The organism is Kangiella sp. TOML190 (assembly GCF_023706045.1).
Lineage (GTDB): Bacteria > Pseudomonadota > Gammaproteobacteria > Enterobacterales > Kangiellaceae > Kangiella.
Genome location: NZ_BQYL01000001.1, coordinates 1,845,230 through 1,859,234 on the forward strand (window position 1 = coordinate 1,845,230; position 14,005 = coordinate 1,859,234).

Here is a 14,005-nt window from a genome sequence, read left to right on the forward strand (position 1 = left end):
AAATAAAATTTAAGATTCGTCGTTTAGCAAAAGTAAACTTCCTCGCTTAAATTTTATTTTATGCCTTGTCTTTTTAGTTGCTCATAACGCTAAGTGAGTGCAAATATTAAAAAGTTTAGCTCGTCACTTCCGCGCAGACGGGAGTCCATGTGAGAACGGGCAGTGTGTTTGAGATTGATTCCCGATGTTCCAAGTGAGTTCCTTTGGTCATGCGGGAATGACAACGTAAAACAATATAGAGAATTAAATATGAGTGCAGGTTTAAAATTTCGTCAAGCGGTTGCAGAAAACCATCCGCTACAATTAATGGGTACTATTACAGCTTACGCAGCGCGTATGGCTGAAGCGGTAGGGCATAAAGCGGTGTATCTTTCAGGTGGTGGCGTTGCAGCTAACTCTTTGGGTATGCCTGATTTGGGTATTTCAACCGCTGAAGATTTATTGGTGGATATTCGTCGTATTACTGACGTTTGTTCTTTGCCATTAATTGTCGATATTGATACTGGCTTTGGTGGCGCTTTTAATATTGCGCGTACTACGCGTGCTTTGATTAAGTCCGGCGCTGCGGGTTTCCATATGGAAGATCAGGTTGCGGCTAAACGTTGTGGCCATAGGCCCAACAAAGAAATCGTTTCGCAACAAGAAATGGTGGACCGGATTAAGTCAGCTGTAGATGCGCGTACCGATGAAAATTTTGTCATCATGGCACGTACTGACGCCTTAGCGGTTGAGGGTATGCAGTCAGCAATTGATCGCGCTAATGCTTGTTTAGAAGCAGGCGCCGATATGATCTTCCCCGAAGCGATGCGAACTCTAGAAGATTACCAAACCTTTAAATCACAAGTTGATGCGCCAATTTTAGCAAACATTACCGAGTTTGGCGCGACGCCATTATTCTCTTGTGAAGAGCTTGGCGATGTGGGTGTTGATATAGTTCTATATTGCTGTGGTGCATATCGGGCCATGAACAAAGCGGCTGAGACTTTTTATAAATCCGTATTAGCCAATGGTCATCAGCGCGATGTGGTCGATATTATGCAAACGCGCGAAGAGTTATATGCGCATTTAGGCTACCACGAGTATGAGCAAAAATTAGATAGCTTATTTTCGGAAGGTAAAGAGAAATAGATGTCATTGCGAGCGGCAATAGCCTCGTGGTAATCCCACAAAGATTTTGAATCTCACGAGATTGCTTGGCATTGCAATGACGCAACAAAATTTAGATTTTAGAATGTAGGATTAAGTCAGGAGTTAATAATGTCAGATCAAGAACAAAAATTACCCAAGCCAAAAAAGTCAGTAGCACTTTCTGGCGTTGCCGCGGGTAACACCGAATTATGTACCGTAGGTCGTACCGGTAACGATTTACACTATCGTGGTTACGATATTTTAGATTTAGCAGAAGCCTGTGAGTTCGAAGAAGTGGCGCACCTATTAATTCACGGTAAGTTACCAAACGCCGCGGAGTTAAAAAACTACAAGCGTAAGTTAAAAGCTTTGCGTGGTTTGCCTGCATTAGTTCAAGACGCTTTAGAATTAATTCCAGCAAACGCCCACCCAATGGATGTATTGCGCACCGGTTGTTCGATGCTAGGAACGGTTTTGCCAGAGCGCGAAAGCCAGCCCATGAACGAAGCGAAAGATATTGCCGATCGGTTAATGGCATCTTTCCCATCCATGTTATTGTATTGGTATCACTTTTCACACAACGGCGTTTGCATCGATCTAGAAACGGGCGAAGATTCAATCGCTGGCCATTTCTTACATTTATTGCATGGCGAGTCATGCCCAGATTCTTGGGTACGCGCGATGCAAATTTCATTAAACTTATACGCAGAGCATGAGTTCAACGCTTCGACTTTTACTAGCCGCGTTATTACAGGCACTGGTTCAGATATGTACTCAGCAATTTGTGGTGGTATCGGCGCCTTGCGTGGCCCTAAGCACGGTGGTGCAAACGAAGTGGCTTTAGATATCCAAATGCGTTATGACTCAGCGGATCACGCGGAAACGGATATCAAAGAGCGTTTATCGCGCAAAGAAATTGTTATCGGCTTTGGACACCCAGTGTATACGGTTTCCGATCCTCGTAATGAAGTAATTAAGAAAGTTGCTAAAGAGCTTTCTGAAGAGCAGGGCGACATGAAACTATACGATGTTGCAAAGCGTTTAGAAACTATCATGTGGGACGAAAAGAAAATGTTCCCGAACCTAGATTGGTTCTCAGCAGTGTCTTACAACAAGATGGGTATTCCTACTTCAATGTTTACCCCTATATTTGTTTGTTCACGCATCACAGGTTGGGCAGCTCACGTTATGGAGCAACGCGTTGATGGTAAAATTATTCGTCCGAGTGCGAATTATTATGGGCCAGAAAACCTTGAGTTCGTTCCAATTGAAAAAAGATAGATAAGTTTGTCATTCCCACGAAAGCGGGAATTTTCTTTTAAAAGCAATACAATAGATTCCTGCTTTCGCGGGAATGACGGAAAAGAAAGTATGAACACCAATTACCGTAAAGCATTAGCAAATAGCAATTTACAATATTTCGATACCCGTGAAGCGGTTGAAACCATTGAGCCTGACTCCTATGACAAGCTGCCATACACTTCAAAAGTTTTGGCGGAAAATTTAGTGCGTCGGTGCAGTCCTGAGACTTTAACTGATTCGCTAAAGCAAATTATTTATCGCAAAACTGATTTGGATTTTCCTTGGTTTCCAGCGCGGGTAGTTTGTCACGATATTTTAGGTCAAACGGCATTTGTAGATTTAGCTGGTTTGCGTGATGCGATTGCGGAAAAGGGCGGTGATCCTGCGCAGATTAATCCAGTGGTACCAACTCAATTGATCGTGGATCACTCGCTAGCAGTGGAGCACGCGGGTTACGAAGAAAATGCTTTCGAGAAAAATCGTGCGATTGAAGACCGTCGTAACGAAGATCGTTTCCACTTTATTAATTGGTGTAAAACTGCTTTTAAAAATGTCAACGTAGTACCGCCAGGCAACGGCATTATGCACCAAATCAATTTAGAGCGTATGTCGCCAGTGGTACAAGTTAAAGACGGCGTAGCGTTTCCAGATACTTTAGTCGGTACTGATAGCCACACGCCTATGGTTGATGCGTTAGGTGTTATCTCTGTAGGTGTTGGCGGTCTGGAAGCGGAAAGTGTGATGCTGGGTCGTGCTTCTTATATGCGTCTACCCGATATTATTGGTGTTGAACTAAAAGGTAAGCCGCAACCAGGTATAACTTCAACTGACATCGTTTTGGCCTTAACCGAATTTTTGCGCAATGAAAAAGTCGTTTCAAGCTACTTAGAATTTTATGGCGAAGGTGCTAACGCATTAACACTTGGCGATCGCGCAACCATTTCTAACATGACTCCAGAATTTGGCGCGACTGCAGCCATGTTCTATATCGATCAGCAAACCATTGATTATTTAACACTCACAGGCCGTGACGCAGAGCAAGTGAAGCTGGTTGAACACTACGCTAAAGAAACCGGCCTTTGGGCTGATAATATGGTCAATGCCGAGTACGAGCGCGTATTAACTTTTGACCTTGCTTCTGTTGGCATGAACATCGCAGGTCCATCAAACCCGCATGCACGGGTTGCAGTTAAAGAACTAGCTGACAAGGGTATTGCTCTTGAAAACGGTGGTGGTGTTTATTGCTCAGAAGATGGCTTAATGCCTGATGGTGCTTGTATTATTGCTGCGATTACCAGTTGTACTAATACTTCAAATCCGCGCAACATGATTGCCGCTGGCTTAATCGCGCGTAACGCTAACAAACTGGGTTTAACTCGCAAACCGTGGGTTAAAACCTCGTTAGCGCCAGGCTCGAAAGCGGTAACTTTGTATTTAGAAGAATCGAATTTATTGCCCGAACTTGAGCAATTAGGTTTTGGCGTTGTGGCTTATGCTTGTACTTCTTGTAATGGCATGAGTGGTGCGCTGGATCCAAAAATCAAAAAAGAAATAATCGAACGCGATTTATATTCTACCGCGGTGCTTTCCGGTAACCGCAATTTTGATGGCCGGATCCACCCGCACGCGGATCAAGCTTTCTTAGCGTCGCCGCCATTAGTTGTAGCTTACGCTATTGCAGGTTCGATTCGTTTTGATATCGAAAAAGATCCATTAGGTCATGATGCAAACGGTAACCCAATTACGCTAAAAGATATTTGGCCAACCGATGAAGAAATTAATGCTGTGATTAAACAAAGCGTTAAGCCAGAACATTTCGCCAAAGTTTATGAACCAATGTTTAACGTCGATGTTGATATGGGCGAGAAGTCTAATCCGCTTTACGACTGGCGTGAAATGAGCACCTATATTCGTCGTCCCCCTTATTGGGAAGGCGCGCTAGCAGGCGAGCGTACTATGAAAGGTATGCGTGCATTAGCCGTACTTGGCGATAACATCACTACTGACCATTTATCACCATCGAATGCAATCCAAAAATCGAGTGCCGCAGGTGCTTACTTGGATAAGATGGGCTTGCCTGAAGAAGATTATAATTCTTATGCAACCCACCGTGGAGATCACTTAACCGCGCAACGCGCAACTTTCGCGAATCCGAAATTGTTAAATGAAATGGTACTTGATGAAAATGGTGAGATTAAACAAGGCTCGCTAGCGCGTCTTGAGCCAGAAGGCACAGAAATGCGTATGTGGGAAACGATTGAGACCTATATGGAGCGCAAACAGCCGCTAATTATTGTTGCTGGCGCTGACTATGGTCAAGGCTCTTCACGCGACTGGGCGGCCAAAGGCGTTCGTCTAGCAGGTGTAGAAGTGATTGTCGCTGAAGGCTTTGAACGTATCCACCGCACTAACCTAATCGGCATGGGCGTTTTACCATTAGAATTTACTAATGGCGAAACTCGCAAAGATTATGGCATCGACGGAACAGAAACTTTCGACGTTGAAGGCGAAATCAGCCCAGGTTCAGAAATGACGGTAGTTGTAACGCGTAAAAATGGCGAACAAGTTAAGATCCCTGTGAAATCACGTTTAGATACCGCTGAAGAAGTATCAATTTACGATGCAGGCGGTGTGCTTCAGCGCTTTGCCAACGATTTCTTAAGTGCTAATTCATAAGTGGTTATTTTAATCTTTAGTTGTGTTAGAAGTGCTAACAATTAAAATTCCGCACTTCTGAATCAACATTTCGTACAAATTATTAGAGTTTATTTATGAATTATAAGCCCCAAATCAAAGTCCCAGCCACCTACATGCGAGGCGGTACTTCTAAAGGTGTTTTCTTTAAGTTAACCGATTTGCCAGAAGCGGCACAGGTCGCTGGCGAGGTACGCGATCGTTTGTTGCTTCGCGTTATAGGTAGTCCTGATCCTTATGGTAAGCAAACCGATGGTATGGGCGGGGCGACTTCGAGTACCAGTAAGACGGTGATTGTTTCTAAAGCCTCTGTTCCCGATCACGATGTGGATTATTTATTCGGTCAGGTGTCGATTGATAAACCTTTTGTGGATTGGAGCGGTAACTGCGGTAATTTAACCGCGGCGGTAGGCTCTTTTGCCATTAGTAGTGGCTTAGTCGATCCTGAGCGGGTTCCTGAGAATGGTATTTGCGTGGTGCGTATTTGGCAAGCCAATATCAAGAAAACCATTATTGCCCATGTGCCCATTACTAATGGAGAAGTTCAAGAGACCGGCGACTTTGAACTGGATGGCGTCACTTTCCCCGCAGCGGAAGTGAAAATCGAATTCGTTGAACCCGTATCTGGCGATACGCCCATGTTCCCAACGGGCAATCTAGTGGACAAATTAGAAGTACCAGAAGTGGGTACTTTTAACGCCACCATGATTACCGCAGGCATTCCAACCATCTTTCTAAACGCCGATGAGTTACCAGAAGCTTTATTTAATGGCGGCAATGGCGAAAAGGGCGCATACAATGGCACAGAGCTACAAACCAATATCAACAGTGATGCCAAAGCCTTAGCTATGTTTGAGAAGATCCGTGCCCATGGCGCGATTGCTATGGGCTTAATCACTGACATCGAACAAGCGAAAACTCGCCAACACACGCCTAAAGTCGCTTTTGTTGCACCTGCAAAATCCTATACTTCTTCTAGCGGTAAAGATATATCAGAAAGCGACATCGACTTAAACGTCCGCGCCTTATCCATGGGCTTATTGCACCACGCCATGATGGGCACAGCTGCAGTCGCAATCGCAACCGCTTCAGCAATCCCTGGAACCCTAGTCAATTTAGCTGCTGGTGGCGGAGAGCGCGATGCAGTTAGATTTGGTCATCCCTCAGGCACGCTTAAAGTTGGTGCCGAAGTCGAAGAGGATTTCTCCATAGGAACAGGCCAATGGAAAGCTAAAAAAGTCATTATGAGCCGCAGCGCTAGAGTTTTAATGGAAGGAAATATTCGAGTACCATTCGAATAAATAGCTCATTAGATTATGACGTTATAGTAGCTAGTTTTAATGGCTATCTTATTGTTAAGTCTGTAAGGTAGAACACTTTGCGTAGCGAACAGTACTTTAACTTGTTGCGTTTAATTCAAACCAACGGTTATTAGTATATGAGTAAGTTTCGAGTTCGTTACCAAACCTTCGAGATCGATGACCTCGATATCCATGTGCGCAGTTTACGGGACAGGCAGCAATTTTCCGATGATGAAAATATCGCTAAAAACTTGGGTATATCTTCCGCTCAATGGCCTCTTTTCGGTATTGTATGGTCGTCAGGCGAAGTTCTAGCTCGGTTAATGGCTCGGCAAGACATTGTTGGAAAACGTATTTTAGAAGTTGGTTGTGGTGTGGGTTTAGCTAGCTTGGTGCTTAATCAGCGCTCAGCGGATATTAGTGCCACTGATTATCATCCCGAAGTTGAGTCCTTTCTTAAAATTAACGCTTCTTTAAATTCGGGCGATGAAATTCCTTTTGAACAATCTGACTGGAATGATTTAGATACTAGTTTAGGTAAGTTTGATCTTATTATTGGTAGCGATTTACTCTACGAAGTTGAGCATATTGAATTGTTATCACAATTTATAGAGTTACACGCGAAACCTGAGTGCGAAGTGATTGTGGTAGATCCAGGCCGTGGTAACCATGCAAAGTTTAGTAATGCTATGGTTAAACTAGGTTTTCAGCACAGCCAGCGCAAACTGGATGAGGAAGAACAATCCCATACGAGTTTTAAAGGTAGGGTTTTAAATTATATTCGCTGTAAGCCCTTATCAGGCTGATTCTTATAAGCTAATAATAGGCTGTAGTGCTAAAGTTTTAATGGAAGGAAATATTTTAGTGCTTTTCGAGTAAAGTCAGCTAACACCTTGATTTTAATGCAAATTTGCATTAAAAAGCCGCTTGTTAAGCGGCTTTTTATTTGTAAGAATACTTTAAAAAAGGGACTGCTATGAAAATACCAAAATCTCACTCAGGCTTACTTGAACTTTTACAAACCAAAGAAAAACAGTCAAAAAAATTTTATATAAAAGCAATTTTGGATGCTACAAAATGGACAGAAAGCACCTTTAAAACATATTGGAATAAAGGTCAGCTTTCAGATTTCTTGAGTGAAAACAATGGATTATATGAAGCTTCAAATACTGTTAATTTAACAGAAGTTGAATTTTCTAAGCTTTTATCACAGAGTAAGCATCGAAGGGCTTTAGGTCACAATTGCAAGCACTTATTGTCTAAAGCATTATTAAAAAAATCCAAAGAAAACATGATGTTAGCTTTAGAGTTATATAATCGTCCTTCTTTGGAAAATAAGATGGACTCTTTTGTAATGTGCTTTTGTGTTGCATGGGAACAATTATTGAAAGCTCAAATAATGGAGAATAGTTGTGAAGATGCGATATATAGGAAAAGCAAAAAAGCAAAAATAAAAGAAACAATATCTTTGAGAGCTTGTTTAGACCAAGTATTTGAAAATAACAGTAAAGTTAAAGCTAACATTTTAAAAATTACAGACTTAAGGGATAGGGCCGTACACTTATTGATGCCAGAAATACAGGGCTTATTGTCAAGAATTTTTCAATCTGGAGTATTAAATTATTCAAAACATTTCGAAGACTTTACAGAACAGCCTTTTTTTAACAATATAAACGCTGGAATGATTTCATTGGTGGGAGACTTCAATCAACCTAAAATTTCAACGCTAAGAAACTTATATGGTGCCTCTGCAGAAGAGATTATAGAGTTAATTGAAGGTTTGTCTGATGATGTTAATAGTAATAACGATGTTGAGTTTGCAATTCCGTTGAATGTAAAGCTTGTCTTTGCTAAAGATTCAGAGGATGAGTCAGGGGCTTTTATAACTTTGTCAACAGCCGACAAAGGAGTTGAAGGTCTTAAAGATGCGATGATTATTGAAAAACCAGTAGATAGAGAGCGCTCACACCCATATCTTTGTGGTAAGGCTATCGAGGAAATAAACAAGAGATTAAAAGAATATGATGAAGAAAAATTAAGGCTTCACCTTCCTTTTAGAAATAAACAAACCAACCAGCCAGAGGTTAACCAGCATTGTTTTCGTTCTCTTGTATTTAAAAATTGTTGGAAAAAAGGAAACAATGAATTCCATTATAAGAACTCAAATCCTGAGCTTCATTATTACTCAGAGAAAGCTATTGTAGCTGCAGTTAAAAAAATAATGTCTAATGAAAGCTACTTGGCCGATTGCAAAAAGTCATATTCTCATTCTTTTAAAAATAACGTACGATAAGTTTGGCATTACAAGATTTGATTAAGAAGTATTAATCGTGAATTTGGTTATAAACAATAACCTTTACATCAACTCTGAAGAACTTGAGTTTACCGCTATTCGCGCGCAGGGAGCGGGCGGGCAGAATGTGAATAAGGTATCGAGTGCGATTCATTTGCGTTGGGATATTAAGAACTCCTCAATTCCTGAACACTATAAAGAAAAGCTATTGGCGGTTAAAGATAGTCGTTTAACCGCTAATGGTGAGTTTATTCTTAAGGCACAAACCCATCGGACTCAAGCCAGAAATCGTGATGATGCAATAAATCGTTTAAAAGCTTTTGTTGAAAGCGCGATTAAAACTCAAAAGAAGCGGATCAAAACCCGTCCAACCCTCGGTTCTAAAAAACGCCGCCTTGAAAGTAAGAAGCGTAATCAGCAAAAGAAATCGCTTAGAGCCAAGTTAAAGTATTAGTTTTAGCCATTGTTTAAAGCGGTTTACGCTTTTTAGTTTTTTTTCGTACTGTGACTCTATGGATAGCAATAATATTTAAATTGGATTAGTTTGGAGTTTCACTTTGTAAGGAAGCTGCGCTTGATTCGAGCGTTTGGAGGCAAAGATGCGTCGCAATATTTCTGTTATTACCTTTATTTCTTTTCTTTGCTGGTGTTTTTCGTTGGAAGCCAGCACTCAATATCAAATGCTTGAATATCAGCCGGGTGCTAAGTTAGCAGTTGGTTGGGATAGTATAAAAAATGACATCAGTGCAGGGCGAGCCACGTGTTTAGAGGCTGATAGCTATTCAGAAACGAAGACAGAGCAAAAAAATCCTAGGTATAGAGGGCGCTTTCGACTGGTTCACTCAAAAAGCGATATTGAAGATGGTTTTGGTCTTAATGCATCGGCCAGTTATCGTGGTTTGATTTATAAAGCTGAGGGTTCTGCCAAGTATGCGCAAAGTAAGACGGTAAACTTTGAAAATACCAATATTTCAGGTCATGTAGGGGTTGAGACGCGTGCTAATTCTTTGCATGGTAGCACAGATAAGGCGTTAAGTTTTACTACTTCAGATACTCAATTAGACGATGCGATTATGGCGGCTCGGTATAACGATATTCGTGTTAAGCAAGATTATATTGATTTGCTAAAAAGTGATCCAAAGGAGTTTTTTCGTCAGTGCGGGGATGGCTTTGTTGCCGATATTTATTATGGCGGCCGATTAAATGTATTGGCTGTGCTAGAGTCACACTCTGAGGAAAGTAAGAAAAAGTTAGAGTCTTCGTTAAAAGGTTCCGGTGGCGCGTTTGATGTGAGTGTCGATGGGTTTATTAGTAGTGTTGAAAGTAGCGAGAACACTCAGTTTAGCGCCAGCTATCAAGCGGTTGGGACTGATGGTAAAGAGTTAAAACTGTCTGATATTTCTAGCATGAAAAATATGGTCGATACCTTTCAGCACGAAGTTTTCAAGAATGATGCGGCGATTCGGATCCGCGTAGTTTCCTATGCTTCTTTGATTCCCAATAGCGGTAGCTATCGATTTGGAGTCGTTCAAGATGCGATTGATGCGGCACGGTTATATCGTGATTTAAACTCGGTTTGGGATACTTTGGGACAGTTTAGAGATGGTTCCCTGACCAGCAAATCTAAATGGGAAAGAGCCGTCTCGAAGCAGTGCTTAGCCGATAAGCAGGATGAAATTTTAGACTTTAATAAGAGTGTTTTTAAAGCTTTAGAAACCTGCTCTAAGCAAATGGTTTCAAGTATGAGCAACCCGCAAAGCTGTGACCAAAAGGCTTTGCGAATGAACACTAGAATAAAGTCGGGCGATGCCAATTGTCCGCAAACTACTCAGATTATCGAGAATAAACTCAGTCAATTTGATTATCGACTTTTTTATCCACTGATTAGCGATTCGAAAACTTTGGATATTTGTCAAAAACCTTCAGACGCTAGCTATAAAACTATGCTCAATGATTTATGGCTAAAGCCAGTGCTGGATGCGCAGTGTGGCGAAGATCCGAATCAGCCGCAATGTTACAACAAGGTCCGTTCCGAGTTGCATAACAATATCCATCTGGTTGATAGTGGCTTTACCCCCAAAATGCCTACAGGCGGCTATCAACGAAGCTGCGAGAAGTGTGTGACGGAGTGGAAAGCTAACGGTGGCAGTCACGTCAAATGTTCTTGCCGTAAGAAAAAAGATGGTCCATATGTAGAAACCAAATGGCGTGATATGAATCCCCAGTGTCCACAGAAAACGGCGCTTCAAAATTGCAGGGGTATCTTAAAGTATGGTGCATGCTAAAGTTTGCGGAGCGAGGTCAACAAACGCTTAAAAGTCGCGAATAGAAATTGTTAATGGACGGTTTTTATTCTTTAAATTGCTGTTATTCACAGAGTCGGTAGAATTTGCTGTTTATTACTAATTATAAAATTATAGGGAATGATTATGTCTGTTGATGTTAAATATCAAACTTCTGCGGTAGCTACTGGTGGCCGCGATGGTTCTGCGCGTACTTTGGACGATTCTTTTTCAGTAAACTTAGCGACACCAAAAGAGTTAGGCGGTGCGGGCGGCGAGGGTAATAATCCTGAACAATTGTTTGCAGCGGGTTATGCGGCTTGCTTTATTGGCGCCATGAAATTTGTGCAGTCGCAAAATCCTGAATTAAAAGTTGCGCCTGATGCTACCGTTACGGCAACTGTCGGTATTGGCCCGCGCGAGGCTGGCGGCTTTGGGTTAACGGTCGAGTTGGCTGTAAAACTGCCTGGTTTAGCAGAAGCGGAAGCACAAGAGTTAGTGGAAAAGGCGCATCAAGTTTGCCCTTATTCCAACGCTACGCGCAATAATATTGATGTTAAGCTTTCGCTAGCCTAAGCATTAGTAAGCTTTAAGCCCAATAAAATCAATTGATTTGTTTCTCTTGGGTTTAAAGCTCTTCGATGTGAAGCATCAGATCTTGGGCTTTATCGATAATATCTGTTTGCATGTCTTGATTCATCTTATTCCAATTACGGTAGGGCATGGAGAGCCGTGGGTTTTTTGCCAGTTTGTCTTTGTGTTTGTCTAAAAAATTCCAATAGAGACTGTTAAAAGGGCAAGCGTCTGCCGAGGTTCTAGCCTTAACGTCATAATGGCAATCTTTGCAGTAATCGCTCATTTTATTAATATAATTACCGCTGGAACAGTAGGGTTTGGTTGCTACCCAGCCACCATCGGCAAATTGACTCATGCCGCGGGTATTGGGCATTTCGACCCACTCGATCGCATCAATGTAAATACCAAGATACCACTCATCTACGTGAGCCGGGTCGATTCCGGTAAGCAAGCAAAAGTTACCGGTAATCATCAGGCGCTGAATATGATGAGCGTAGGCAAAGTCTAAGGATTGTTTTATAGCATGAGACATACAGTTCATCCGTGTTTTACCGTGCCAAAAATAATCAGGAAGCTTAGCCTTAGCCTTCAAAAAGTTAGCACTGGAATAGGCGTCTTGATTCTGCCAGTAAACTGCGCGGACGTATTCACGCCAGCCAAGAATTTGTCGAACAAAACCTTCTACTTGGGCAATATCAATAGTTGGATCGGCACGATATGCCTCGATGGCTCGGTTGATAACCGTTCTAGGGCTTAATATTTTGCTGTTTAAGGCAAAGGATAATCTCGAGTGGTAAAGAGTCCAAGCCGCTTCATGGTTTTGGGTCATAGCATCTTGAAAAGTACCAAAGTGGGGCAAGCAATATTTACAAAAGTGTTCGAGCAACTGATACGCTTGCTTGCGGTTACTGGGCCACAATAAGGTTTCATCAATATGCCCAAAGTAAGGGATTTTATGCTTATCAATCCGTTGTTTGATGTTTTGTATGTCGGTGGTAAAGATTTTTGGTTGAGGAATTTCTGATAAATCTTGTTGGGTTAATTTATTGCGATTTTGTGTATCAAAATTCCAACGACCACCTTCGGGCTTATCGTTTTTCATCAAAATATTAAAGCGAGCGCGCATTTTACGATAGAAGCTTTCCATTCGGTTATGGTGGTTGGGTTTGATGTAGTCTTTAAACTCATGAGGTGCGAGATAAAAATGCTCAGAGTCATAGCAGCGGATCTTGACGGGAGTTTTAGTTACTGAATTTTGAATAGTTAAATTATGTAGCTGCCGATGCAGTCGATATTCGTCCGGTTGTTGGTATTCAAGACTTTCGATTTGATATTGTTGGCACAAGCTTTCGAGTAAATTTGGTAGATTTTGGTATTGTTTAGTTTGTTCTAGATTTAGGTGCAATAATTGATGACCTGAAGCTTTTAGTGCATTAGCAAATTGCTCCATAGCGTTAAAAAAGGCACACAGTTTTTGAATATGATGTTTTACGTAAGTCGCTTCTTGTTTAAGTTCAGCAATAAGGTACAAGACATCATTAGACGATGTTCGATACCAAGAGTGGTTCGCATTGAGCTGATCGCCAAGGATCAGTCTGAGAGTTTTGTATTTTTTTGTCATCGCTTAGTTTTTATCATCATGCCATTAAAAGCTGATGCTAGCAGATACTAAGGTTACCATTCGATCGAACTGCCATCCCAAGCAATAAAGCTACCATTATCGTTATGACTACAATTCTCGATAATGCTGTAGAGTTTTTGTGCGCTAAAATCGGCACTAAACAATTTATCTTTTGGCACATTCGATTGAAACGGTTTGGACAACTCAGTATCAGTGGTGCCGGGGTGCAGTGCAATAATGGCGGTTTTCTTATGGGTTCTTTGGTATTCAATAGACAAGGTTTTGATGATCTGGTTGAGCGCTGCTTTCGAGGCGCGGTAGGAATACCAGCCACCCAGGCGATTATCGCTTATGCTGCCAACCCTTGCAGAAATAGCGGCAAAGATGTTACTTTGGCGTTTATCAAACAATGGTAATAAATGTTTAGCTATTAGCGGTGTTATGAGCGTATTAGCTTGCATTATCGATAGAAAAGCGGAGGTTTTAAAATCGGCAATGCGCTTTTCTGGCGATATGGGCGGGTTTGTACCGTGTAGTAGTCCGCAGCAATTGATGATGCGAGTTACCTTTTCGCCGGCAATATCAGTTGCCAGTTGCTGCAAGTGCTGCTCATCAAGCGGGTTGAGTAATACGGAAGTTAAGTTGGGGTTATCTTGAAATAGTGCATATTGCTTGGCTCGTTTGACTGCGACAAGTTTATTTCTTTTATTCAGACAGAGTTTGCTTAAAGCTCCGCCAATACCGCCACTGGCGCCAAAGATCAGATAACTACTCATTCACTCCCCGCTGTTGTAAATTATCGCAAATG

11 protein-coding genes are annotated in these 14,005 nt (G+C 41.8%); 9 read left to right on the forward strand and 2 right to left on the reverse strand.

Annotation, left to right across the window (positions count from 1 at the left end; genetic code table 11):
* Positions 1-249: 249 nt before the first annotated feature.
* The 9 genes from prpB (at position 250) to NFS34_RS08880 (ending at position 11,576) form a co-directional block, all read left to right on the forward strand.
* Complete coding sequence (prpB, locus tag NFS34_RS08840; RefSeq protein WP_251359676.1) at positions 250-1,128, forward strand: methylisocitrate lyase; 879 nt, start codon at positions 250-252, stop codon at positions 1,126-1,128.
* A gap of 129 nt (positions 1,129-1,257) precedes the next feature.
* Positions 1,258-2,409: a 2-methylcitrate synthase gene (prpC, locus tag NFS34_RS08845; protein ID WP_251359677.1), complete on the forward strand. Its 1,152-nt coding sequence runs from the start codon at positions 1,258-1,260 to the stop codon at positions 2,407-2,409.
* Positions 2,410-2,499: 90 nt separating this feature from the next.
* Positions 2,500-5,106, forward strand: coding sequence for a Fe/S-dependent 2-methylisocitrate dehydratase AcnD (gene acnD / locus NFS34_RS08850; protein WP_251359678.1), 2,607 nt, complete (start codon positions 2,500-2,502; stop codon positions 5,104-5,106).
* Positions 5,107-5,201: 95 nt separating this feature from the next.
* Positions 5,202-6,425 (forward strand): 2-methylaconitate cis-trans isomerase PrpF, encoded by a 1,224-nt coding sequence (prpF, locus tag NFS34_RS08855; protein WP_251359679.1) that lies wholly within the window; start codon positions 5,202-5,204, stop codon positions 6,423-6,425.
* A 137-nt stretch (positions 6,426-6,562) separates the two neighbouring features.
* Complete coding sequence (locus NFS34_RS08860; RefSeq protein ID WP_251359680.1) at positions 6,563-7,231, forward strand: methyltransferase; 669 nt, start codon at positions 6,563-6,565, stop codon at positions 7,229-7,231.
* A gap of 170 nt (positions 7,232-7,401) precedes the next feature.
* Positions 7,402-8,718: a DUF3644 domain-containing protein gene (locus NFS34_RS08865; RefSeq protein ID WP_251359681.1), complete on the forward strand. Its 1,317-nt coding sequence runs from the start codon at positions 7,402-7,404 to the stop codon at positions 8,716-8,718.
* 37 nt (positions 8,719-8,755) lie between these two features.
* A complete protein-coding gene (arfB, locus tag NFS34_RS08870; protein WP_251359682.1) occupies positions 8,756-9,172 on the forward strand; it encodes an alternative ribosome rescue aminoacyl-tRNA hydrolase ArfB in 417 nt (138 codons plus the stop codon).
* A 145-nt stretch (positions 9,173-9,317) separates the two neighbouring features.
* Complete coding sequence (locus NFS34_RS08875) at positions 9,318-11,003, forward strand: hypothetical protein (RefSeq protein WP_251359683.1); 1,686 nt, start codon at positions 9,318-9,320, stop codon at positions 11,001-11,003.
* A gap of 144 nt (positions 11,004-11,147) precedes the next feature.
* Positions 11,148-11,576: an organic hydroperoxide resistance protein gene (locus NFS34_RS08880; RefSeq protein WP_251359684.1), complete on the forward strand. Its 429-nt coding sequence runs from the start codon at positions 11,148-11,150 to the stop codon at positions 11,574-11,576.
* A gap of 52 nt (positions 11,577-11,628) precedes the next feature.
* On the opposite strand, the gene NFS34_RS08885 is transcribed toward NFS34_RS08880, so the two are convergent.
* The gene (locus NFS34_RS08885; protein ID WP_251359685.1) at positions 11,629-13,197 is read right to left on the reverse strand and encodes a cryptochrome/photolyase family protein; all 1,569 of its coding nucleotides are present in this window, start codon (positions 13,195-13,197) and stop codon (positions 11,629-11,631) included.
* Between the two features lie 53 nt (positions 13,198-13,250).
* On the reverse strand, positions 13,251-13,973 hold the full coding sequence (locus tag NFS34_RS08890; RefSeq protein WP_251359686.1) for an SDR family NAD(P)-dependent oxidoreductase: 723 nt from the start codon (positions 13,971-13,973) through the stop codon (positions 13,251-13,253).
* Between the last annotated feature and the right edge of the window lie 32 nt (positions 13,974-14,005).